This is a genomic window from Kitasatospora sp. MMS16-BH015 (assembly GCF_002943525.1).
Taxonomy (GTDB): Bacteria; Actinomycetota; Actinomycetes; order Streptomycetales; family Streptomycetaceae; genus Kitasatospora.
Genome location: NZ_CP025394.1, coordinates 3,123,921 through 3,145,888, shown reverse-complemented (window position 1 = coordinate 3,145,888; position 21,968 = coordinate 3,123,921). Strand labels below are relative to the sequence as shown.

Sequence of the window (21,968 nt, the reverse complement as noted above, 5' to 3'; positions counted from 1 at the left end):
GGCGGCGGGTGCCTACGGGCGCCCGCCGTCCTTCTCCGTGGGTCAGCCCTCGCCGGCCGCCGCGCCGTCCAGGAGGCGGGTGAGGGCGCCGTCCAGCTCCTCGGCGGGCAGCTCCGCGCCGACCGGGACCAGCAGGGTGGTGCGCTGCAGCACCTCCTGCAGGGCGGCCCGGCTCGCGCCGAGGAAGGCCGAGCCGGTGGGGGAGTGCAGCTGAAGCTCGATCCGGTCGGGCTGCCCGGGGTGCGGGCGCACCTGCACGTCACCCTCGCCGACCGGGCCGCGCAGCCCGTCGAGCAGCAGGCCGCGGGCGACCGTCCAGACCACCGGGTGGTCGCCGGGCAGGTGGAAGGTGAGGCTGACCACGAGCGGGTCGGCCGGGTCGTAGTCGAGGTCGGTGCGGAGCTGGTGGACGAGGCCGGGCGTCGTCGCCAGCTCCATCGTCAGGTGGGCCCGGAGACCGGGGCGGTCGGGGCCCGGATGGTGGCCCTCGACGTCTTCCGGCTGGTCGTGGAATCGCATAATGTCCCCCGTCGGTGGCGCCTGACGCGCCATCGGTTCTTCCTGTGTCCGTCAAGTGTCAATCCTGTGGAGCGCGGGCCGCACGGGGCCCGAGTCTCCAGATTCCCCTTCCGGTCGCGACGGTGGCAACCGTCGTGCGGTGGGCTGGGGGTTCGCCACTTGAGGGACAAGAAAACCAACCGTCTGGCGGTGGACTCCCGGTATGGCAAGTGGTACTGAGCGGCGCCCGAGCGGGCCGGTGGGGACCGGAACGGTAAAGGACGGGCAATCCCCCCGATCGGCCCGCGCCCGGGACGAGGCGCTGCGGGAGCAGGGCCGGCTGGAGGAGCGCTCCCGGATCGCCCGGGACACCCACGACACCGTCGCGCAGACCCTGTCGGCGCTCACCCTGATGATCCGGGCCGCCGAGCAGGCCCTGCCGGCCGGGGCCGACCGGGCCCGGGAGCGGCTCGAAGTGGCGTACGAGACGGCCCTGTTCGGGCTCGGGCAGGCGCAGGACCTGATCGGCGGGGTGGCGATGACCCAGCTCGCCGAGGGCGGCCTGGTGCCCGCCCTGGAGCGGTACGTGGACCTGGCCGGGCGGCACCTGGCGACGCTCCGTCAGCTCCGCGCGGAGCGGGCCGAGCCGGGGCGCTGCGGGCCGGTGCCGGAGCTGACCCTGCGGGTGGCCGGGCCCGTGCGCCGGCCGGCCCTGCCGGTGGCGAGCGCGGCGCTGCGGGTGGTGCAGGAGGCGGTGACCAACGCGGTGCGGCACGCCGGGGCGGAGCGGATCGCGGTGGAGCTGGAACTGGCGGCCGACCGGGTGCGTGTCCTGGTACGGGACGACGGCGCCGGGCTGGCCGAGCCGCTCGGATCCGAGGTCGGGGTCGGGGTCGGGGTCGGGCTGGCCGGGATGGCGCAGCGGGTCGGCCGGGCCGGCGGGCGGCTGCGGGTGGAGCCGGCGCCGGGCGGGGGCACGGTGGTGGCGGTGGAGTTCCCGGGCTGACGGTCCGTCGGTTTTGGGAGGGGATGGCCGGATAGGCTGCCAGCCACCCCATTTGTCGGTTCTTCGGATGCGTGCTGGCATACTGAACCCGCCCGTCGGTTGCTGTGCCGAGGAGCGGATTTCTCGGCTGGGGGAGTGGGCATGGCGGTGCGGTGGCGCGGGGCGGGGTCGTGACGGCCGCGGTCGTCCGGGTGCTGGTGGTCGACGATCACCCGGCCATGCGGCTCGGGCTGCGGATGATGCTGGAGGACCAGCCCGACCTGCGGGTGGTCGGCGAGGCCGGGGGCGACGAGGCGGCGCTGCGGCAGCTGGCCGAGGCCCCGGCGGCCGAGCGGCCGGACGTGGTACTGCTGGACCTCAACCTGGGCACCGGGCTGCTGCGCGGGGCCGAGCTGATCCGGGCCCTGCTCGACCGGGAGCGTCCGCCCGCCGTGCTGGTGCTCAGCGCGTACAGCTCCGAGCAGGACGTCTTCGCGGCGATCGACGCCGGGGCGATGGGCTTCCTGGGCAAGGAGAGCGCGGCGCAGGAGCTGGTCTCGGCGGTGCGCGCGGTGGCCCGCGGCGAGTCGGTGCTCGGCCCGGCGGCGGTGGGGCGGCTGCTGCGCCGGATGCGGTCCGGGGCGCCGGTGCTCTCCAGACGGGAGGTGGAGGTGCTCCAGCTGCTCGCGGACGGGCTCTCGAACCGGCAGATCTCGGTGCGGCTCCACATCAGCGAGGCGACCGCCAAGAGCCATCTGACCAACATCTACACCAAGCTCGGGGTGGAGAGCCGCGGCGCCGCGGTGGCGGTGGCGCTGCGCGACGGGCTGCTCCGGGTCGGCTGAGAATTCGCTGGGAGTCTGCTTCCAGGGAGTGCAGAGTTACCGGACGGTCGGTGTCCGCACTCCGGAAAATAATCGAACAAACATTCCCGTGCAAGGTTCGAAAATGAGCTCCTTGCCCCGATTTGGGGGAACGGAATCATTGCGATCGCGCCCGAATTTTGGACAAACACTTCCGCAGCGCGGCCCCCGCTGACTACGTTCTCCCCACGCTCTCTCGGCCGACCACCCCTCGGGCCGAGTGGATCTTCGCAGCCACCCCCTGCGCGTCTCCCCATGCCCGGCCCCGGCACCCCCATGCCCGGCCGCGGCTGCCGCAGAAAGGAAAACGCGCGTCGTGACTGCCGAGACCTCCCAGACGCTGGACCGTGGCGTCCGCGTGCTCAAACTCCTCGCCGACTCCGAACGCGGCCTCACCGTCACCGAGTTGGCCGCCCGGCTGGCCGTCAACCGGACCGTGGTCTACCGCCTCCTCGCCACCCTGGAGCAGCACGGCCTGGTCCGTCGCGACATCGGCGGCCGGGCCCGGGTCGGCCTCGGCGTGCTCCGGCTGGCCCACCGCGTCCACCCGCTGCTGCGGGAGGCCGCGCTGCCCGCGCTGCGCAGCCTGGCCGAGGACCTGGGGGCGACCGCGCACCTGACCCTGGTGGACGGCGCGGAGGCGCTGGCCGTGGCGGTGGTCGAGCCGAGCTGGACGGACTTCCACGTCGCGTACCGGACCGGCCTGCGGCACCCGCTGGAGGAGAGCGCGGCCGGCCGGGCGATCCTGGAGGCCCGGGCCTTCCCCGGCCAGCGGCGGCCCGACCAGGGCTTCGTGATCACCCGCGCCGAGGAGCAGTCGGGCGCGAGCGGCGCGGCGGCGGCCCTGATCGGCCTGAGCGGCATCGAGGGCAGTGTCGGCGTGGTGATGCTCAACGGACTCGTCCCCGAGCGGGTCGGCCCCCGGGTGGTCGAGGCCGCGACCGAGGTGGCGGACGCCTTGCGCTGACGCCTCCGGCGGGGCGGTGCGACGGGGTGGTGTGTGATCGGGGTGGTGTGTGACCGGGGCGGGCAGTCCGGGCCGGCGCCTCCGGCGCGGGCCGGCCGCCTCGGCGGTCGCGGTCGCGGTCGCGGTGGCGGGCCGCCCGGTGGTCGCGGTCGCGGTGGCGGGCTGCCCGGTGGTCGCGGTGGCGGGTGGCCACGGCTGACGTGTCCCGTGGCGGCGGGGACGTGTTGCGTCGGTGGGGCGGCCTGGTGTGTTTGGATGCCGGTGTGTCTGATCCGCTGAAGCAGCCCCCGCTCTCCGCCGCGCCGAAGGCGCCCGCCGCTTCCCCGCTGCGCGCCCGGCTGACCGCTCCGCGCACCCGGGCGCTCGCGCTCTGCGGGGTGCTGGCGGCGGCGCTGTTCGCGGTGGCCGGGCTGGTGCCGCTGCCGTACACGCTCACCTGGCCCGGCACCACGGCCGACGTGCTCGGGCAGTACCAGGGCAAGCCGGTGCTGACCGTCACCGGGGCGCCGGCCCGGAGCACCGAGGGGCAGCTGCGGATGGTGACCATCTCCGCGACCAACCCCGGTGAGCGGACCACCCTGTGGAAGGCGATGAGCGCCTGGTTCGACCGGGGCGAGGCCGTGCTGCCCTCCGAGGCGGTCTACCCGCAGTCCGACCCGGCCAAGGCCGAGCAGGTGACGGCCCAGCAGATGACGCAGTCCCAGGACAGCGCCACGGTGGCTGCGCTGGCGTACCTGCATCTCTCGTCGGACCAGGTGAAGGTGACCGTCGACCTCGGCGACATCGGCGGCCCGAGCGCCGGGCAGATGCTGGCGCTGGGCATCGTGGACGAGCTGGCCGGCGACGGGCAGGGCGGCGACCTCTCCGGCGGCAAGGTGATCGCGGGCACCGGCACCATCGACGCGGACGGCACCGTCGGCGCGGTGGGCGGGGTGCCGCTGAAGACCCAGGCCGCGGCCCGGGACGGCGCCACCGTCTTCCTGGTGCCCAAGGGCGAGTGCACCGACGCCAAGGTGAACACCCCGGCCGGGCTGCGCCTGGTGCCGGTCACCACCCTGGCCGGGGCGGTGGACGCGCTCAAGGCGCTCAAGTCCGGCGGTCAGGTGCCCAGCTGCTGACGCCGGGCCGGCCGGCGGGGCCTCACTCCCCGGCGGCCTGCTCGACCAGCGGCAGCACCCGGTAGGGCACCGGGTTCTCCAGCGCGATGGCGGTGGAGGCGCGGACGATCCCGTCGAAGTCGACCACCCGGTCGATCACCCGTTGGAGGTCGGCGTTGGAGCGGGCCACGATCCGCACCAGCATGTCGCCCTGCCCGGTGATGGTGTGCAGTTCGAGCACCTCCGGCACCGAGGCCAGGTGCGCCCGCACGTCCGCGCCCTGGCCCTGGGAGATCTCCAGGGTGGCGAAGGCCGTCACCGGGTAGCCGAGTGCCGCCGGGTCGACCTGTGGGCCGAAGCCGCCGATCACGCCCCGCGCCTGGAGCCGGTCGAGCCGGGCCTGCACGGTGCCCCGGGCGACCTGGAGCCGGCGCGAGCACTCCAGCACCCCGATCCTCGGCTCGGCGCTGAGTAGTCTGATCAACTTGCCGTCCAGGGCGTCGATCGCGTCGTTGGGTGAAGGCACGGGGGCTCCGTAGGGGTGAGCAGAGTGCACAGCTGGGAGAGCCATTTTCGGGCCCCAGCCCGCAGCTTGCCCAGGAGGAATCGGAACAGTTGCGCAACGGTGTGGCGGGGGCCACGCTCCCTCCAGCACCCCGTGGCGCCGCGCCCCCACGCCGGGCCGCGGGGCCGACCGGGGAGGTTCACTTGACCGACGTCTTCGCCGATCTCTTCACCACCGGCCCGTTCGCCCCACCGGCCGCCCACCCCGACGAGGCCGGCCCGCCCCGGGCCCACCGCGCCGACGCCGTGGTGCTCGCCGTCTCCGACGCCCGCCGCACCGCCCGCCACTACGCCACCGCGCTGGCCCTGCGATGTACCGCCTACTCCGGCCCCGAGACCGGCAACCCGGAGAGCCTCGCCTACGTGCTGGAGGCCGGTGACCTGCGGTTCGTGGTCACCTCGGTGCTCCAGCCGCTCACCGAGCACGGCCGGCTGCTGGCCGCCCGGGTCGCGGCCCACGGCGACGGCGTGTTCGACCTGGCCGTGGAGGTGCCGGACGCCTACGCCGCCTACGACTACGCCGTGGACCGCGGCGCCACCCCCGTCACCGAGCCCTACGAGGTGGAGGACCGCTACGGCATCGCCGTGATCGCCGTGATCGCCACCCCGGCCGGCCGCCACACCCTGGTCGACCGCACCGCCTACCCCGGCCCGTACCTGCCGGGCTTCCTGCCGCCGCCCCCCGGCGTGCTCTAGCGCACCACCGTCTGGACGTCCGGGGCGTGCCCGTTCCAGGTGACGAAGACCGAGTTGGTCGCGCCGTCCTTGGTGAAGTCGAACCGCATCCACTGGTCGCCGGTCCAGTACTGGAGCTGCCAGCCCGAATCCGGGGTGGCCGAGACCAGCTCGGCCGCGTCCGGACGGATGTCCAGCGCGACCCGGCCGCCCGGCACCAGGTAGCTGCGCACCGAGGAGGGCTTCGGCGTGCCGGTGCCGGTGCCTTGGCGGGACGCGGTCGGGTGCGGGGTGGGCCGGGCGGTGGTGCCGGAGGGGCTTGGCGGGCCGTCCGAAGGGCTGCCGGTCGAAGGGGCGCCGGAATCGGCCGGGGCGGGCTCGGGAGAGTGCGGCCCGCCGGGCGGCGGTGGGCCGGTGGCCGGCCGGGCGGTGGGCAGCGGGAGCGGGACGGGGTGGGCGGAGGAGGCGTCGCTGAGCACCGCGTGCACGCCGAGCCAGGACAGCAGCACCGCCGCGCCGGTGGCCGCCGCCCAGGCGCCGAGTTGTACCAGTCCGTTCCGCATCGCGTGCACATCCTGCCGTACGGGGGCGATCGGCTGGTCAGTGGCCCGCGCAATCGACCGGTAACGTGCCCGGAGACCGCCGGAGTCGATCACCGGGCACCCGAGGTACAGACCAATTCGACCGGATGGCGTACCGTGCAGCCCCATGGCAACAGTGCTCGTGGTCGAGGACGACCCCTTCGTACGCTCCGCCCTCATCCGGCACCTCGCCGACTCCGGACACGCCGTGCGCAGCGTCGGCACCGCCCTGGAGGCGCTGCGCGAGGTCGCCCAGGTCGGCTGCGACCTGGTCATCCTGGACCTCGGCCTGCCGGACCTGGACGGTGGTGAGGCGCTCAAGATGATCCGGGGCGTGACCAACGTGCCGGTGATCATCTCCACCGCCCGGGACGAGGAGGCGGAGATCGTCCGGCTGCTCAACGACGGCGCCGACGACTACCTGGTCAAGCCGTTCTCGGTCGAGCACTTGACGGCCCGGATGACGGCCGTGCTGCGCCGGTTCGGCGGCGGCGCGGCCCCGGCGCCCCGGCAGCTGAGAGTCGGCGGGCTCACCGTGGACGTGCAGCGGCGGGAGGCCGTGCTCGACGGGCAGCCGCTGGACCTGACCCGGCGCGAGTTCGACCTGCTGGCCTTCCTGGCCGCCCGGCCCGGGGTCGTGGTGCCGCGCCGGGAGATCCTCGCCGAGGTCTGGCGGCAGACCTACGGCGGCGACCAGACCATCGACGTCCACCTCTCCTGGCTGCGCCGCAAGATGGGCGAGACGGCCTCCCAGCCGCGCTACCTGCACACCGTGCGCGGGGTCGGGGTCCGGCTGGAGGCGCCGCCGCTGCCCCCGGAGAGCCCGAGGTGAGGAGGCGTCAGGCCGCCGGGAGTCCGGCTGCTGCCGGGAGCCGGGCCGCTGCCGGGAGTCGGGCGGAGGGCACGCCCCTGCGGTGGGCGATGGTCAAGGCGGCCGTCGCGGGCACGACCATGGTGGCGCTCGCCTTCCTCATCCCGCTCGGGCTGATGGTGCAGCAGACCGCCCGCGACCGGGCCTTCACCGCCGCCGAGCGGCAGGCCGCCGCGCTCGGCCCGGCGCTGGCCATCACCACCGACCAGGAGGCCATCGCCCGCGCGCTGGCCAGCACCGACGGCGGTGCGCGGGAGCGGATCGCCGTCCACCTGCCCAGCACCGAGGTGGTCGGCAAGCCCCGGGTGGAGGTGACCGCCGTGGCCACCGCTAGCGGGGAGAACCGCTCCTTCACCGTGCGCGCCCCCGGCGGCTTCGCCCTGCTCCAGCCGGTCACCGTGGACGGCGGCCGGGTGGCCGTGGTCGAGGTGTACGTGCCCGAGGGCGACCTCACCCGGGGCGTGGCCACCGCCTGGCTGGTGCTCTCCCTGGTGGCCCTCGCGCTGGTGGCGATCTCCGTGCTGGTGGCCGATCGGATGGGCGCCCGGATCGTCGGCTCGGCCCGCCGGCTGGCCGCCGCCGCCCGCTCGCTCGGCGGCGGCGACCTCGCCGTCCGGGTGCCGCTGGCCGGCCGCGAGGCCGAGGGAGCCCCGGACGAACTCCGCGAGGCCGCACGGGCGTTCAACGCGATGGCGGACCGGGTGGTGCACCTGCTGGCGGCCGAACGGGAGCTGGCCGCCGACCTCTCGCACCGGCTGCGGACGCCGCTGACGGTGCTCCGACTCAACGCCGCCTCGCTCGGCTCCGGCGACGCCGCCGACGCCACCCGGCACGCCGTGGCCCAACTGGAGCGCGAGGTGGACCAGATCATCCGCTCGGCCCGGCGCACCCCGGACGACCTGCCGGCGGTGGCGCTCGGCTGCGACGCGGCCGAGGTGATCCGGGAGCGGGTCGGCTTCTGGTCGGCCCTGGCCGAGGACGAGGGCCGGGACTGGCAGCTGGCCGGGGTGGACGGCTCGGCCACGGCACCGGTGCCGGTGCAGCGGGGCGATCTGGCGGCGGCCGTGGACGCGCTGCTCGGCAACGTCTTCCGCCACACCCCGATCGGCACCGCCTTCGCGGTGGACGTGCACGTCGCGGAGGGGGCGGTGATCGTGCTGGTCGGCGATGCCGGGGCCGGCTTCGCCGACCCGGCAGGCGCAGTGCGGCGCGGCGTCGGGCAGGGCGGCGAGGGCTCGACGGGCCTCGGGCTGGACATCGTCCGCAAACTCGCGGAGTCGACGGGGGGCGATCTGGCGCTGGGACGTTCGGTCCTGGGCGGAGCCGAACTGCGGCTCCGGCTGGGGACGCAGGCGGCGGTGGCCCCGAGAGTGGGTCGCCGTAAGTTGCGACGTTGACCCCTCGGGGGCGCGGGGAACGGCGCGGCCAGCTCTGCACTCTGCCGCTGTCTTACGCGGATGCCGATGTTGCACTATCCGTTGATGGTGCAACGGGGCATCTCTGCGAGCTTCAGGCGAGCTCACTGGCTGGTCGCGCAGTTCCCCGCGCCCCCGGAGGTTAAAGCCCCAATAAGGGAGCCGTACGGCCCGCTTGGGAGGGGGTCCGGCCCCGTGGGGCCCGGCTAGCGTCGGCGACACGTTTTCCGGAACCTCCAGGGAGTCGCGCCATGCCGCAGCACAGCCGTCGAGTGGGTCTGCACCGCCGGAGTCGGAAGGGGTTGGTGCTCGGGGCCTCGGCCGTGGCCACCGCCGTGGTGGCGGGCGGGGTGGCCGTGCTGGCGGGGTCGGCGAGTGCCGCTTCGCTGGGGGCGGTCTACACCGCGACCAGTACCTGGCAGACCGGGTACACCGGGCAGTACGTGGTGACCAACACCGACTCCGCCGCGCTCGACGGGTGGACGCTCAGCTTCGACCTGCCGGCCGGGGCGAAGATCGACTCGCTCTGGAACGGGACGTTCAGCGCCAGCGGGCAGCACGTGACGGTCAAGCCCCAGGCGTGGAACCAGCGGATCGAGGCCGGCCGCTCGGTGGAGGTCGGCTTCGTGGTCCAGGCCGCCGTCGGCCCGGCCCAGGCCGAGCCGGGCAACTGTCTGATCAACGACACCGCCTGCAAGGGCGGTACCGGCCCGATACCCACCCCCTCCGGCCGCCCCACCACCGCGAGCCCGAGCCCGTCCGCCACGGCCACCGCCACCCCGACGACGGTTCCGACCCCCACGGCCACCCGGACGAGCACGCCCACCAGCACGCCGACGGCGACCCCCACCACCGTGCCGCCCGTGCCGGGCGGGGCCGACGGCCGGTTCGCGCCGTACGTGGACACCTCGCTCTACCCCGCGTACGACCTGGTGGCCACCGCCAAGGCGACCGGGGTGAAGGACTTCACCCTCGCGTTCATCGTCTCCGGCGGCGGGTGCGTGCCGAAGTGGGGCGGGGTGAGCGATCTGGCGAGCGATGCGGTGGCCGGGCAGATCGGGGCGTTGCGGGCGGCCGGCGGTGACGTCCGGGTCTCCTTCGGTGGGGCCAACGGCACCGAGCTGGCCGGCGCCTGCACCTCGGTGGCCGAGCTCACGGCCGCGTACCAGCGGGCCGTGGACGCGTACGGGCTGACCAAGCTCGACTTCGACGTGGAGGGCGGGGCGCTCGCCGACGCCGCCGCCAACGGCCGCCGGGCCCAGGCGATCGCCCAGCTGGAGAAGAACGCCGCCGCCAAGGGCCACCCGCTGGACGTCTCCTTCACCCTGCCCGCGCTGCCCAGCGGGCTGACCCAGGACGGGATCGACCTGGTGGCCGGGGCGAAGGGCGCCGGGGTGGCCGTCGGGGCGGTCAACATCATGGCGATGGACTTCGGCGACGGTGTGGCGCCCAACCCCGCCGGGCGGATGGGCGCCTACGCGATCGACGCCGCCACCGCGACCCAGGCCCAGGTGAAGAGCGTGCTCGGCCTCTCCGACGCCGAGGCCTGGGCCAAGACCGCCGTCACCCCGATGATCGGTGTGAACGACGTCTCCTCCGAGGTGTTCACGGTGGCCGACGCCAAGCAGCTGGCCGCCTTCGCGGGCGGCAAGCACCTGGCCTGGCTGGCCATGTGGTCCGGCACCCGGGACAAGCCCTGCGCGGGCGGCGCCAAGCCGTACGCCGACGCCAGTTGCAGCTCGATCGACCAGCAGCCGCTGGACTTCACCCGGGCCCTCGGCGCCTACACGGGCTGAGCACCGAGCCGGGTCCGGGGCGGCCCGCCGGGCCGCTCGGGGCCGCCCGGTGGGCCGGTTCGCCGACCTGAGCCCGTCGACTCCGTCGGGTATGGTCGCTAGCTGGTCCACCGGCGGACGGAGAGAGACGTGACAGCGGCGCAGAAGCAGCGCGAGGCGGCCCGGGCCCCCGCGCCGGAGCACCCCGCCGGGTGGGCCGAACGGGTGAGCGCGTACCCCGGGCAGCTGGTCCGGGCCGTCCGCGAGGCGCCCCGGGGGCAGATGACCGTCGCCGCCGCGGTGGCCGTCTTCTCGCTGCTGGTCTACGCGGTGGTGCGCCACCTCGTCGGCACCTCGATGGTGGACATGATCGTCTACCGGGCGGAGGGGGCCGCCGTCGCCGACGGTCACGACCTCTACGCCCTGCGGGTCACCGAGTGGAACCTGCCCGCGACCTACCCCCCGTTCGCCGCGATGCTCTTCGTGCCGACCACCTGGGTCGGCGTCGGGCTGCTCCGGGTGCTGATCACCTCGGGCAACCTGGTGCTGCTGGCGGTGCTCGCGCACCTCTCCTTCAAGCTCACCGGCTGGCCGCGCCGGGAACTCCGGCCGGTCGGGGTGGTGCTGGTCACCGGGCTCGGCGTCTGGCTGGAGCCGGTCTTCACCACCCTGCGGTACGGCCAGATCAACCTGGCCCTGGCCTGCCTGGTCCTCTGGGACCTCACCCGCTCCGACGGCCACCGCTCCAAGGGCGTGGCCATCGGCATCGCCGCCGGGATCAAGCTCACCCCCGGCCTGTTCGCCGTCTACCTGCTGATCACCGGCCGGGTCCGGGCCGCCCTCGTGGCCGGGTTCACCTTCCTGGCCACCTTCGCGATCGGCGCCGTCACCCTGCCGGACGCCACCTGGGGCTTCTGGACCAAGTACCTCTACGACTCCTCCCGGGTCGGCCGCACCGAGATCGTCGACAACCAGTCGATCCGGGGCGCCGTCGCCCGGCTGATGCACACCGCCGACCCCGGCAGCCTGGCCACCGCCGTGGCGGCCCTGGTCGCCGTCGCGGGCCTGGCCGCCGCCGTCTGGGCGCACCGCAGCGAGCCCTGGCTGCCGCGCTCCGAGGCCTGGGGCGTCTGCTGCGCCTCGGTCACCGCCGTGCTGATCTCCCCGATCAGCTGGACCCACCACTGGTGGTGCTGCGTGCCGCTGCTCGTGCTGCTGGCCGCCGAGGCGGCCCAGGAGCGCTCACGCCCGGCCGCCGTCCGTCGGCTGCGCTGGCGGCCGGTCTTCTGGGCCACCCTGCTGGCCTTCCTCTCCTACGCGATGTGGCTCGTCCCCCACAAGGGCGACCTGGACAGCCACCTGCCCGCCCTGCACCAGCTGCCCGCCTCGATCTACCCCGTGGTCGGCCTCTGCTTCCTCGCGCTGGCCGCCGTGCGGGTGCGGGCCCGCCGGCTCGCCGGGGGCGCGCCGCTCGGCCGGGTGCCCCGGCCGCGGGCCGAGCAGCCCGCCCGGGCGGGCGTGCGCTGACGTCTTCTCCGTCGTGTCCTCCCTGACAGGGGCCTCCGTGACGGGGACCTCCCTGACGGGGGCCTCGCCATCGGTGTCCTCCCTGACGGGGGCCTCCTCGAGGGGCGCCGTCACGCCAGCAGCTCGGCCAGCGAGTTGTCCAGGTCGAGGGCGGCCAGCTCGGCGCCGGGCGGGACGAGCCGGTGCGCCCGCTCCAGCCAGGAGGCCACCGCCGGCAGCGGCGCCTCCAGCAGGGCGTCGCCGCCCGGGGAGCTGAGCGCCAGGCAGAGCACGCTGTTCCGGCCCGACCGGGTCGGCCAGATCCGCACGTCGCCCTGGCCGCACGGGCGGAAGGTGCCCTCCACCAGCAGCTCGCGGGCGAACACCCAGGTCACCGGCGTGCCGCTGTCCAGGTGGAAGGTGATGTGCACGGCGAAGGGGTCGTGGATCCCGTACGACAGCCGGGCCGGGACGGGGACGCTGCGCTCGGGCGACAGCACCAGGTTGAGGTCGAGCTCGTGCTCGACGACGCTCGTGGAACGCTCCATGGCCGGTACCTCTCTCATCTCCTCGGGCCCGTCCTCCGGGGCCCTTTGTGGAGAGAGAGCGTGGTGCTGACACGGTCTTACACACATTTCGCGGATCGGTCGAGAATTTCTGGCGGGTGGCCCTGGGGGCGGGGCGGCGGGAGGGCGGATTCTCCCCCGTCGAGGGTTCCGGTGGGGGCTGTTCCGGTGGTGATTGCCGATCTGGCATCCGGTGTGGCCTGAAGGCACTACCCTTTGTGACTGCCTCGCGACTGTCCGCCCCGGCCCTGTGGGGCCGCTGGGGGTGCGCGGTGGATGGACCGCGCCCACGGCCTCGGCGGGCGGCGGACGGCCCGCGGAGACTTCAGGAGAGACCAGATGACGGAACGGCCGGTCGACGGCAGCACGTCCACCGCCGCCGGCCCGACGCCGGGGTACTACCCGGACCCGTCGGTCCCCGGTTTCGTCCGCTACTGGGGCGGCACCGCCTGGGTGCCCGGTACCAGCCGCCCCGCGCCGGCCGCCGGCGAGGAGCTCGTCCCGCCCAGCTTCGTCGGCCGCCACGCGGCGGCGCCCCCGGTCGCGGCACGGTACATGCCGCCGCCGGTGGTGGAGCCGGCGGCGGAGGCACCGGTGGCGGGAGTTCCGGTGGCGGGGGTGGCGGGGGGCACGGGGGCCGTGGTGCTGCCCGGGCAGGGCACCTTGGGTGGGGCGGTGTTCGCCCCGTACTCGGCGCCGCCGCTCCGTGCGGCCGCCGACGCGGCGGCCGGGGTCGACCTGCCGGGGCCGGCGAGCGCACCGGACGCGGTGGTCCGGCAGGCGGCGGCGGTCGGGGAGACCGGCCCGGTGTACTTCGACCAGACCTCGGCCGGGCGCTCCTTCACGTTCCGCGCGGCGGAGGCGGAGCCGGCGGTGGCCGAGACCGTACAGGGCGAGGCCCCCGGGGCCGCCTCGGGCTGGCAGGTGGACCCGCGGGCGCAGCGGGGCCTGCTGGAGGAGTCGGCCGAGCCGCGGTGGGTGTCCTGGGGTGCGGGCGCAGAGGCGGGTGGAGCCGCTTCGGTGGTGCCCGGGCCCCGGGGTGGGGCGGTCGAGGCGAACGGTGGCTCCGCCGGGCCCGCGGGGGCGGGAGCGGGCACGGCGGCGGTATGGGGTGGAGGGTCTTTTGCGCCTGGGGCGCAGGGCAGCGGTGGGGCTGCCGCGCAGGGGAGTGGGGCGGCGGCTGGGCCTGCTGATCCGCTGGCGGCTGGGGCGGGGGCCGAAGCCGGGGCGGGATCGGGGGGTGCGGTCGGGGTGGTCGCGTCGGCGGGTGCGGTGGCGCCGGTGGGCCCGGCCGGTTCGGCGGCGGGAGCCGTGGGTGCGGTGGCTGCGCCGATGGCGGTGGGCGGTGGGGCGGTGGCGCCGGTGGCGCCGGTGGTGATCGCTGCGTCGGTTCCGCCGGCGGCACCGGTCGACGGGTTGGGTGCGGTCGGTGTGGTGGCCGTACCCGAGCCTGCGGCGGCGGCGCCGCAGGCGGTGCCGGTGAAGCGGGCCGTCACGTCCCCGTCCTCCGCCGGCGCCGTGGTGCCTGCCGGTGCGGGGGCCGGGGTGCCTCGGGTGGCGGGGATGGGGCGGCGAGTGGTGGCCCGGGTGGTGGACGGGGTCGTGGTGGCCGTGGTGGGGGTCGGGGCCGGGGTGCCGTTGGTGGCCTCGGCGGTGGACCACCTCCAGACGAAGCTGGACCAGGCGAAGGCGGCGGCCGACGCGACGGGGCGTCAGGTGCAGGTCTGGTTGGTGGACCCGGTGGTGCTGGGGAAGACCGGGGTGCTGCTGGGGGTGCTGCTGCTGGTCGGGGTGGTGTACGAGGTGCTGCCGACGGCGCGCACCGGCCAGACCTTCGGGAAGCGGCTGGTCGGGGTGCGGGTGGTCCGGGCCGGGACGGCGGAGCCGCCCGCGCTGGGGCGGTCGGTGGCGCGGTGGCTGGTCGGCCAGGCCGGGGCGGTGCTGGTGGTCGGAGCGCTCTGGCCGTTCGCGGACTCGGAGCAGCGGCGGGCCTGGCACGACCGGGCGGCGCGCACCCGGGTGGTCCGCGCCTGAGCGGTCCGAGCCTGAGCGGTCCGTGCCCGAGCGGTCCGCTCCTGAGGTGGGGTCAGCCTGGCTCCCCAAAACGGACGAAATATCCCAAGCTCGTACTAAAAGTGATGTTCTACTCGACGTATGAGTACCTATGACCCGTCAGGCACCGAGCCGGAAGGGGGCGGCAAGCCCTCCTTCGAGAAGCAGCCGCCCCCGCCGGGCGGGCCCGCGAACGGGGGCGCCGACCCGTACGGCACACCCCCGCCGCCGCCACCCCAGGGCAGCCCGTACGACGCCCCCGGTGGGTACGGCGGCCCGTACGGCGCGCCCCCGCCGCCGCCCGGGTACGGCACTCCGCCCGGGTACGGGACGCCGCCGTACCAGGCGGACCCCGGGCCGGTGCCCGGGATGCCGCCGCTGGGCAGCTGGGGCAACCGAATCATCGCCCGGCTGATCGACTACCTGATGGTGCAGGTGATCGCGACGCTGGTGGTGCTGCCGTTCGTCAGCCTGAAGCACGAGAACGGCGTGGTCGGCGCCGTCTGGCTCGGCTACGCGCTCTACATCGTCTACGAGGGCCTGATGCTCAGCCGGGACGGCCAGACGCTCGGCAAGAAGGCGATGCGGCTGCGGGTGGCCATGCTGGTGGACGGCAGCAGCCCGACGCCCGCCGCGGCCTGGACGCGGGCGGCCGTGTTCATCGCGCCCGCGCTGCTCTGCTGCTCGCTGCTCTGGTGGCTGATCGACGGGGTCTTCGGCATCTTCGACCGGCCGTACCGGCAGTGCATCCACGACAAGGCGGCCAAGACGGTCGTGGTCTCCATCGCCGTGTGACGGCCCGTCGTCTCCCAGTGGGTCAGTGCCGGGCGTACTCCGGGACCGGTGGTGCGGCCGGTGCCGGGGCCGGGCTCCGGTCGGGGCGGCGGCGGGCGGCGGCCATCTGGAGTGCGGTGGCGAGGGTGCCGAGCGCCACGGCGAAGGTGGCCAGGACCGCGATCTCGAACACCCCCGTCGCATGGGAGACGGCCAGCAGCGCCACGGTGGCGGCGACGACGGTGAGGGTGCCGGTGAGCAGCTGGGCGATGGTGGGGCGCGGCATGGCGGTCCGTCCTTCGCGCGAGGCCGGTGCGGGAGCGCGGACGGTCACGGCCTCGGGGGCGGCGCTGCGGACCGGGTGCTCTCGTACCGGGTGCGGTTTGTCGTACCGGAGGTCTACCCACGGGGGCGGGTCGGTAAGTACAGCCTAACTCCGGGAGCCCGGGGCACGGGGGGCGCACGGGCTCACCGACGCCGTGCGGCCCGCGCCCTGACGGTCGGTACGGTGTGGACGGACCACCCGCACACCGCACCTGGGGGAGCCTTGCCCGCACCGGCCGACTGGCCCGCAACCGAGACCCAAGCCCTGGCCGAGCAGCACCGGCTGCGCGCCCTGGTCGAGCCGGCCGGGCCGGTGCCCGCCCCGGGAGCGCTGGTGGCCGGGGTGGACGTGGCCTACGACGACGAGCGTGACCTGGTGGTCGCGGCGGCGGTGCTGCTGGAGCACGGCACGCTGGCCGTGGTCGAGGAGGCCACCGCCGTGGGGCGGATCAGTTTCCCGTACGTGCCCGGGCTGCTGGCCTTCCGTGAGGTGCCGGCCGTGCTCGACGCGCTGGCCGAGCTGCGGCACGTCCCCGACCTGGTGGTCTGCGACGGCTACGGCCTGGCCCACCCGCGCCGGCTCGGACTGGCCAGCCATCTGGGCGTGCTGACGGGCCTGCGGACCATGGGCGTGGCCAAGACCCCGTTCACCTTCGGGTACGAGCAGCCGGGGCCGGGGCGGGGCGACTCGGCGCCGCTGGTGGACACCGACTCGGGGGAGGAGGTCGGGCGGGCCGTGCGTACCCGGGTCGGGGTCAAGCCGGTCTTCGTCTCGGTCGGTCACCGGATCGGCCTGGCCGAGGCCGTGGCCACCACGCTGGCCCTGGCCCCCGACTACCGGCTGCCCGAGACCACCCGGCGCGCGGATTCGCTCTGCCGGCGGGCCCTGACGGAACTCGGGTGAGATTCCGTCAGGCGGCTCCGGGGTAGGGGAAGGGGGGAGTGGGGCGTTCTGTCGGCCGTGGGCATGTGTTAGACATGTGAGTTGGATTTCCCTGGCCTTGAGCGCGCAGCCCAGGCCGGGGCGGCAGGTAGACGACGAAGTACGGGGGCACGAGGTCGTGAGCACGGGGAGCGGGTCGAGCGGCGGCCCGGGAGCCGGGTACCGCGTGGAGGTGGACGGCCTAAGGGCGTTCGCCGGGCAGGTGCGCAAACTACTGGACGAGTTCCAGGCCCACGCGGACGGTGGCAAGGCGCACATCCAGAGCGGGGTCGGGCGCAGCGCCTTCGGCACCTTCGCCGAGGCGCAGACGCTGCACGAGAAGTACGAGACGATGCGGGACGGCCTGCGGGACGTCCTGTTCGCCCTGCACGACGCGATCGACGAGGCCCAGCGGAAGGCCGACCTGACGGCGACCAACTACGAGGAGCAGGAGCACGAGACCTCCCGCCACCTCAAGGTGGCCTCGGACGGCTGGTCGGTCGGCAACCCGAACACCGTCACGCCGACCACCTACACCACCGCCGTCCGGCCCACCACCACGGTCGTGACCGGCCCGGTCTCCAGCCCGAAGGACCCGGGCGCCGGCACCCCACCCGTCACCGGCACCCCGAACGAGACCTGGTGAGCGCGGCATGAGCGATTTCACGAACTTCGACGCCTACAGCCACGGTGACCTGCGCAAGATGGTGCAGAGCATGGACTCGGGCGGCGTGATGTCCGCGAGCGACCCGTGGCGCCGCACGGCCGACTGCCTCAAGCAGATCCGGACCACCCTGCAGACCGCCTCCGGCGATGCCACCTCGAGCTGGGAGGGCACCAGCAGCGACGCCTTCTACTCGAAGATGACCAAGCTCGCCAACACGGTCAACAACGTCTCCGCGTACGCGAACGACGCGGCCATCACGATGAAGATGATGTCCGAGGCGATCGACCAGGCGAAGCGGGACATGCCCGAGGAGCCCAGCTTCCTCGACAAGGTGGGCGACGCGATCGGCGACACCGCCGAGACGGCCGTCGGCGTGGACAACGAGAACACCCGCACCACCATCACCGACGAGCGCAAGGCCAAGGCCGTCGCGGTGATGGAGACGCTGGCGACCAAGTACCGGACGGCGGCGCAGGTGCTCAAGCCGCCGAACACCGTGTCGGTGGAGAACATCGACCAGCTCAACCCGCCGGACGACCCGTCAGGGGCCACCGCGATCGGTGCGCTGATCATGGGTGGCGGGATGGGGCTCGCTGCCAACGGTGGCGGTGCGCGCAATGTCGAGATGTCGACTACTTCACGGTCCGTCAGCGGTGGCTCCCAGCGGGCTCCGCTGCCGCCGAAGCAGGGGGTGGCACCGACCGATCCCGGGATCAAGGGCGGTACGGCCAACCCCGTGCCCCGCCCGGCTCCGCCCGGTGGTGGCGGCAGTGTCGGCGTCGGTCCGACGCCCGGCCCGGGTGCCGGGACCGGCATCGACAGCGTGATCACGGGCCCCAAACCGACCACCGGCACCGGTGCGCCCGGGTTCGGGACCGAGACCGGCGGGCCCGGCGAGGGCGGCAGCCGGTTCGGCGGCGGGGTCTTCGGCAGTGGCAACTCCGGTTCCACCGGCAGCCTCGGCAGCCGTGGCGGACTGGCCGGAGGCGGCGGCCGGCCCGGGAGCTTCGGCTCGGGCGGCCTGGGCGGTCTGGCGGCCGGTGAGGGCACGGCCGGGGCCGGTGGCCGGGCCGGAGCCGGCGGTGCGGGGCGCAGCGGTGGCGTGGCCGGGGAGTCCGGCCACGGCGCGGCGAGCCGGAAGAGCTTCACCGAGGGCGGTTCGGGCCTCGGCAAGAGCCGGGCGGGTCAGGCGGGTCAGGGCGGCGCCGGACAGCGCGGCAAGGACGGCCAGCACGGGATGCCCGGTGGCTCGCAGGCCGGTAAGAAGGACAAGGACAAGAAGAAGGACGGGAAGCGGCCCGACTACCTCGTCGAGGACGAGGAGACCTGGATGACCGGGCAGCGGGCCAACCCGAACGTGGTGGACTGATCCGCCGCCCGTAGGGTGGCTGGACCTGAGGGTGTCCCGTGGGCGCGGCCTGCGGGGCACCCACCTTCGACAGATGGGGTGACCGGGCTTGACGACCAGTCGAGGCTTGCGTGGTGCGGCGGTGCTCGCGGCGGGTGCGCTGAGCTGGGGGTTGGCCGCCGGACCGGCTGCCGCCGACAGCATCCGTCAGGGCCAGTGGGCCATCACCAAGTACGACGCGGCGGGCGTGGTCTGGCCGGTCAGCCAGGGTGAGGGCGTCACCGTCGCGGTGATCGACACCGGCGTGCAGGCCAGTCACCAGGACCTGACCGGTCAGGTCCTGGCGGGGGCGGACTTCTCGGGGGAGAAGTCGGACGGCCGGGTCGACACGGCGGGACACGGCACCGAGATCGCCAGCATCATCGCGGCGCACGGGCACGGCGACCAGGCGGGCGTGACCGGCCTGGCTCCCAAGGCGAAAATCCTCCCGGTCCGGGTCGCTCTGGACGGCGGGGACGACATCGGGAACTTCGGTGGCACGAACCTGGCGCCCGCGATCCGGTACGCGGTAGACCACCACGTCCAGGTGATCAACATGTCGCTCGCCTCGGCCGGGCTGCGCACCGATCCGCAGGTGCGCGCAGCGGTCGAGTACGCGCTCTCCCAGGACATCGTGGTGGTCGGCGGCACCGGCAACCAGGGTGATCATCAGGCTCCCGTCACCTACCCCGCCGCCTTCCCCGGCGTCGTCGCCGTCGGTGCGGTGGATCAAGCCGGCGCCGTGTGGGCCAAGTCGAACTCCGGGCCGGAGACCACGTTGGTGGCGCCCGGGGTGGGGATCTACGGGGCCAGCAACAAGTCGGACACCAGCTACGGGAACGGGACGGGCACCTCGGCGGCCACCGCGTACGTCTCGGCGATCGCGGCGCTGATCCGGGCCAAGTACCCGCAGCTGTCGGCCGGTCAGGTGATCAACCGGATGATCAAGACGGCGAAGATGCCCGACGGGGCCGGGGCCGTCCCGAACGACAAGTACGGGTACGGGATCGCCTCGCCGTCCAAGGCGCTGGCCGCCAACCCGGCGGTGGACCAGGGCCCGAAGGACAACCCGCTGGCCGGGCGGGCCGAGTCGCAGGGCGGGCCGGAGGCCGGGACCTCCGCCGCGCCGAGTGGCGCTGCCTCCTCGGCGCCGGCGGCTGCCACGCCGGTGGCCTCCGGCGGGAGCAGCAGCGGTGGCGGCGGGGTGCCGGGGTACGTGATCGGGGCCGGCGGTGTCGTGGTGGTGCTCGCGGTGGTCGGGGGCGTGCTGCTGGCGCGCCGTTCGCGCCGGGGCGTAGCGCAGCCGGCTGCTCCGCAGGGGGCGCCGCAGTACCCGGGCCAGTACCAGCAGCCGCAGCCCGGCACCGCGCCGAACCCGTACGGCCAGCAGCCGTACGGCCAGCCGAGCCAGCCGGGGCAGAGCTCGCAGCCCGGCCAGCCGGGACAGTACCCGCAGCAGGGGCCGGCCGCCGGGGGCGGCAACCCGTACCAGCAGTGAGAGACGCGCCCACGGATGGCGGACAATCCGGGCGCCGGCGGGGGTCCTTCGGGTAGGGATGGTTCGTCCGTCGACTGTTCTGGAGGGCTGAGCCATGGTGAAGAAGCTGGTCGTGCTGGGTGTGGTGCTCGCGGCGTCCCTGGGGTTGGGGGCGGGGCCGGCTGCGGCCGACGGGCCGAAGAACGCGAAGGAGTCCGCCGTGTGTTCGCAGGTGCTGGGCGCGCTGCTGCCGAAGGTGCCGCTGGGTGCGGTCTGCGCGGTGCAGGGCGAGGACGACTGAGCTGACGGGCTCCCGAGAGGGCTGCCGGCCACGGGGTTGGCAGCATCTTGGTGCCGGCTGGCGGCCCCGGGCCTGTCCGGGGCCGGCGTCGGGGCGGCATGCTGAGGGGCATGATCACACCTGACACCAAGGACTGGACCTGGGTCCTCGAACGCGCCTGCCCCGACTGCGGGTTGGACACTCCGGCGGTCGTCCGGGAGGAGGTCGCCGGGATGCTGCGGGAGAACGCGGAGTTCTGGGTCGGGCTGCTCACCGGTACTCCGGTGGAGGAGTTGCGGCGGCGGCCGGCCCCGGAGATCTGGGCGCCGCTGGAGTACGCCTGCCACGTGCGCGACGTGTACCGGCTGTTCGACCTGCGGCTCGGGCTGATGCTCACTCAGGACGGCCCGCTGTTCGCCAACTGGGACCAGGACGAGACGGCGCTGGCCGAGCGCTACGGTGAGCAGGACCCGGCCCGGGTGGCCGTCGAACTCGCCGAGGCCGGTGCGGTGTTGGCCGAGGCCTTCGCGGCCGTGACCGGTGAGCAGTGGCAGCGGACGGGCAGCCGGAGCGACGGCGCCCGCTTCACGGTCGAGTCCTTCGCCCGCTACCTGATCCACGACCCGGTGCACCACGTCTACGACGTGACCGGCGTCCGGCGGTAGGAGACCTACCGCGAGGGCGAGTTGATCCGCACGGCGGCTCCGATCGGCCCCGGCCAGACCCTGGACGTGGGCGTGCTGCCGGGCGGCCGCCCCCCGCACGCGGTGACGCTCAACGTCACGGTGACCCGGCCGCAGAACAGCGGCTTCCTGACCGTCTTCCCGACCGGCAGTGCCCGGCCGGGCGTCTCCAACCTGAACTGGACGGCGGGCCGGACCATCCCGAACCAGGTCGTGGTCAAGACCGGCCCCGGCGGCAAGGTCTCGTTCCACAACGGGAGTTACGGCACCGTCGACGTGGTGGTCGACGTGTTCGGCTACCAGGCGTACTGACCCCGGCGCCGGCCGCGCCCCGCGCCCGTCACCACTCGGTGTCGTGGCGCAGGGCGTGCCGGAGCTGGCTGGCCACGCTCGCGGTGTCGGTGCCGACCACGTCGGCGATCTCGGGTGTGGCCAGGCCGACCACGTAGTGCAGGATGGCCAGATCCTCGTCCACCGCCCCGGGATCGGTGGGGCCGGCGGGACGGGTGGTGTGTTCGGTGACGGCGCCCCGGACGATCTGCCAGGCGGCGGCCGTCGGGTTCGAGCTGACCAGGATCTCAGGCCAGACCGCCGCCAGTGCCCGGAAGGCGTGCTCGACGGCCTCGGCGGCCCGGCCGGGCTCGCGGAACCAGACCCGCGCGTAGCTCAGGTAACGGGGCAGGTGGAGCTCCCGGAAGGCCATGAACTCCAGTGACAGTGCGGGGGATTGTGTGTCCCGGGTGGCGCCGGTCCGGTCGGCGGGCGGGATATGACGACTGGTCACATCGGCCTCGCGATCTGGGTGGGTCGACGGCGGGGGAGGGCGGGTGGCGCGTAGCGCTCACTCTAGGGCCTCGGACAGATGCTTTGAGTGACAATGTCGTGTCGAAGTCCGGACGGGGGGTGTGATTGAGACGATATGTGACTGGTCGTCAGTCGGCGGGCCAAGCGAGGCGCTAGGGGTTCGATCGACCGGAGCCGACGAAGGGGTGGCCTGGATCGGCGCAGCGGGCCGCCAAGGCGGCGCCATAGCTCGCGT

25 protein-coding genes are annotated in these 21,968 nt (G+C 74.4%); 19 read left to right on the top strand and 6 right to left on the bottom strand.

Annotation, left to right across the window (positions count from 1 at the left end; translation table 11 throughout):
• Window positions 1-42: 42 nt before the first annotated feature.
• Complete coding sequence (locus CFP65_RS13530; RefSeq protein ID WP_254552381.1) at window positions 43-519, bottom strand: SsgA family sporulation/cell division regulator; 477 nt, start codon at window positions 517-519, stop codon at window positions 43-45.
• Between the two features lie 202 nt (window positions 520-721).
• On the opposite strand from CFP65_RS13530, the gene CFP65_RS13525 reads away from it, so the two are divergent.
• The 5 genes from CFP65_RS13525 (at window position 722) to CFP65_RS13505 (ending at window position 4,431) form a co-directional block, all read left to right on the top strand.
• On the top strand, window positions 722-1,504 hold the full coding sequence (locus CFP65_RS13525) for a sensor histidine kinase (RefSeq protein ID WP_104816330.1): 783 nt from the start codon (window positions 722-724) through the stop codon (window positions 1,502-1,504).
• Window positions 1,505-1,674: 170 nt separating this feature from the next.
• The gene (locus CFP65_RS13520) at window positions 1,675-2,328 is read left to right on the top strand and encodes a response regulator transcription factor (RefSeq protein ID WP_305778252.1); all 654 of its coding nucleotides are present in this window, start codon (window positions 1,675-1,677) and stop codon (window positions 2,326-2,328) included.
• Window positions 2,329-2,662: 334 nt separating this feature from the next.
• Window positions 2,663-3,313: an IclR family transcriptional regulator gene (locus CFP65_RS13515; protein WP_104816329.1), complete on the top strand. Its 651-nt coding sequence runs from the start codon at window positions 2,663-2,665 to the stop codon at window positions 3,311-3,313.
• 49 nt (window positions 3,314-3,362) lie between these two features.
• Window positions 3,363-3,512, top strand: a complete 150-nt coding sequence (locus CFP65_RS38900) for a hypothetical protein (RefSeq protein ID WP_158702164.1) — start codon at window positions 3,363-3,365, stop codon at window positions 3,510-3,512.
• A 127-nt stretch (window positions 3,513-3,639) separates the two neighbouring features.
• The gene (locus CFP65_RS13505; RefSeq protein ID WP_104820856.1) at window positions 3,640-4,431 is read left to right on the top strand and encodes a S16 family serine protease; all 792 of its coding nucleotides are present in this window, start codon (window positions 3,640-3,642) and stop codon (window positions 4,429-4,431) included.
• Between the two features lie 22 nt (window positions 4,432-4,453).
• Here the strand turns inward: CFP65_RS13505 and CFP65_RS13500 are convergent, their stop codons facing one another.
• Window positions 4,454-4,936: an Lrp/AsnC family transcriptional regulator gene (locus CFP65_RS13500; protein WP_104816327.1), complete on the bottom strand. Its 483-nt coding sequence runs from the start codon at window positions 4,934-4,936 to the stop codon at window positions 4,454-4,456.
• A gap of 182 nt (window positions 4,937-5,118) precedes the next feature.
• Between CFP65_RS13500 and CFP65_RS13495 the strand changes: the two genes are divergently transcribed.
• Window positions 5,119-5,670 (top strand): VOC family protein, encoded by a 552-nt coding sequence (locus tag CFP65_RS13495; protein WP_104816326.1) that lies wholly within the window; start codon window positions 5,119-5,121, stop codon window positions 5,668-5,670.
• Here CFP65_RS13495 and CFP65_RS13490 read toward each other — a convergent pair.
• Window positions 5,667-6,212, bottom strand: a complete 546-nt coding sequence (locus CFP65_RS13490) for a hypothetical protein (RefSeq protein WP_104816325.1) — start codon at window positions 6,210-6,212, stop codon at window positions 5,667-5,669. The genes CFP65_RS13495 and CFP65_RS13490 overlap by 4 nt on opposite strands.
• A 145-nt stretch (window positions 6,213-6,357) precedes the next feature.
• On the opposite strand from CFP65_RS13490, the gene CFP65_RS13485 reads away from it, so the two are divergent.
• The 4 genes from CFP65_RS13485 to CFP65_RS13470 all read left to right on the top strand — a co-directional run bounded on the left by CFP65_RS13485 (window position 6,358) and on the right by CFP65_RS13470 (window position 11,818).
• Entirely contained in the window at window positions 6,358-7,062 is a 705-nt protein-coding gene (locus CFP65_RS13485) for a response regulator transcription factor (RefSeq protein ID WP_104816324.1), read from the top strand.
• Window positions 7,063-7,139: 77 nt separating this feature from the next.
• On the top strand, window positions 7,140-8,498 hold the full coding sequence (locus CFP65_RS13480; protein ID WP_104820855.1) for a HAMP domain-containing sensor histidine kinase: 1,359 nt from the start codon (window positions 7,140-7,142) through the stop codon (window positions 8,496-8,498).
• Window positions 8,499-8,767: 269 nt separating this feature from the next.
• Window positions 8,768-10,312, top strand: a complete 1,545-nt coding sequence (locus CFP65_RS13475; RefSeq protein WP_104816323.1) for a cellulose binding domain-containing protein — start codon at window positions 8,768-8,770, stop codon at window positions 10,310-10,312.
• A 129-nt stretch (window positions 10,313-10,441) separates the two neighbouring features.
• Window positions 10,442-11,818 (top strand): glycosyltransferase 87 family protein, encoded by a 1,377-nt coding sequence (locus CFP65_RS13470; RefSeq protein ID WP_254552380.1) that lies wholly within the window; start codon window positions 10,442-10,444, stop codon window positions 11,816-11,818.
• Window positions 11,819-11,928: 110 nt separating this feature from the next.
• Here the strand turns inward: CFP65_RS13470 and CFP65_RS13465 are convergent, their stop codons facing one another.
• A complete protein-coding gene (locus tag CFP65_RS13465; protein ID WP_104816322.1) occupies window positions 11,929-12,345 on the bottom strand; it encodes an SsgA family sporulation/cell division regulator in 417 nt (138 codons plus the stop codon).
• Window positions 12,346-12,702: 357 nt separating this feature from the next.
• On the opposite strand from CFP65_RS13465, the gene CFP65_RS42105 reads away from it, so the two are divergent.
• Window positions 12,703-14,397, top strand: coding sequence for an RDD family protein (locus CFP65_RS42105; RefSeq protein WP_158702163.1), 1,695 nt, complete (start codon window positions 12,703-12,705; stop codon window positions 14,395-14,397).
• 120 nt (window positions 14,398-14,517) lie between these two features.
• On the top strand, window positions 14,518-15,210 hold the full coding sequence (locus CFP65_RS42100; protein ID WP_104816320.1) for an RDD family protein: 693 nt from the start codon (window positions 14,518-14,520) through the stop codon (window positions 15,208-15,210).
• 22 nt (window positions 15,211-15,232) lie between these two features.
• Here CFP65_RS42100 and CFP65_RS39715 read toward each other — a convergent pair whose 3' ends face one another.
• Window positions 15,233-15,475 (bottom strand): hypothetical protein, encoded by a 243-nt coding sequence (locus CFP65_RS39715; protein ID WP_168219563.1) that lies wholly within the window; start codon window positions 15,473-15,475, stop codon window positions 15,233-15,235.
• A 261-nt stretch (window positions 15,476-15,736) separates the two neighbouring features.
• On the opposite strand from CFP65_RS39715, the gene CFP65_RS13445 reads away from it, so the two are divergent.
• From CFP65_RS13445 to CFP65_RS13415, 7 genes are all read left to right on the top strand, one after another.
• On the top strand, window positions 15,737-16,417 hold the full coding sequence (locus tag CFP65_RS13445) for an endonuclease V (RefSeq protein WP_254552379.1): 681 nt from the start codon (window positions 15,737-15,739) through the stop codon (window positions 16,415-16,417).
• Between the two features lie 157 nt (window positions 16,418-16,574).
• A complete protein-coding gene (locus tag CFP65_RS38895; RefSeq protein ID WP_158702161.1) occupies window positions 16,575-17,081 on the top strand; it encodes a WXG100 family type VII secretion target in 507 nt (168 codons plus the stop codon).
• A gap of 7 nt (window positions 17,082-17,088) precedes the next feature.
• Window positions 17,089-18,471, top strand: coding sequence for a WXG100 family type VII secretion target (locus CFP65_RS13435; protein ID WP_104816316.1), 1,383 nt, complete (start codon window positions 17,089-17,091; stop codon window positions 18,469-18,471).
• 88 nt (window positions 18,472-18,559) lie between these two features.
• Window positions 18,560-19,987, top strand: coding sequence for a S8 family serine peptidase (locus CFP65_RS13430; RefSeq protein WP_104816315.1), 1,428 nt, complete (start codon window positions 18,560-18,562; stop codon window positions 19,985-19,987).
• A 94-nt stretch (window positions 19,988-20,081) separates the two neighbouring features.
• Window positions 20,082-20,267: a hypothetical protein gene (locus CFP65_RS13425; RefSeq protein WP_104816314.1), complete on the top strand. Its 186-nt coding sequence runs from the start codon at window positions 20,082-20,084 to the stop codon at window positions 20,265-20,267.
• A gap of 110 nt (window positions 20,268-20,377) precedes the next feature.
• Window positions 20,378-20,911, top strand: a complete 534-nt coding sequence (locus CFP65_RS13420; RefSeq protein WP_104816313.1) for a DinB family protein — start codon at window positions 20,378-20,380, stop codon at window positions 20,909-20,911.
• Between the two features lie 21 nt (window positions 20,912-20,932).
• A complete protein-coding gene (locus tag CFP65_RS13415; protein ID WP_104816312.1) occupies window positions 20,933-21,241 on the top strand; it encodes a hypothetical protein in 309 nt (102 codons plus the stop codon).
• A gap of 28 nt (window positions 21,242-21,269) precedes the next feature.
• Here CFP65_RS13415 and CFP65_RS13410 read toward each other — a convergent pair whose 3' ends face one another.
• The gene (locus CFP65_RS13410; protein WP_158702160.1) at window positions 21,270-21,713 is read right to left on the bottom strand and encodes a hypothetical protein; all 444 of its coding nucleotides are present in this window, start codon (window positions 21,711-21,713) and stop codon (window positions 21,270-21,272) included.
• Between the last annotated feature and the right edge of the window lie 255 nt (window positions 21,714-21,968).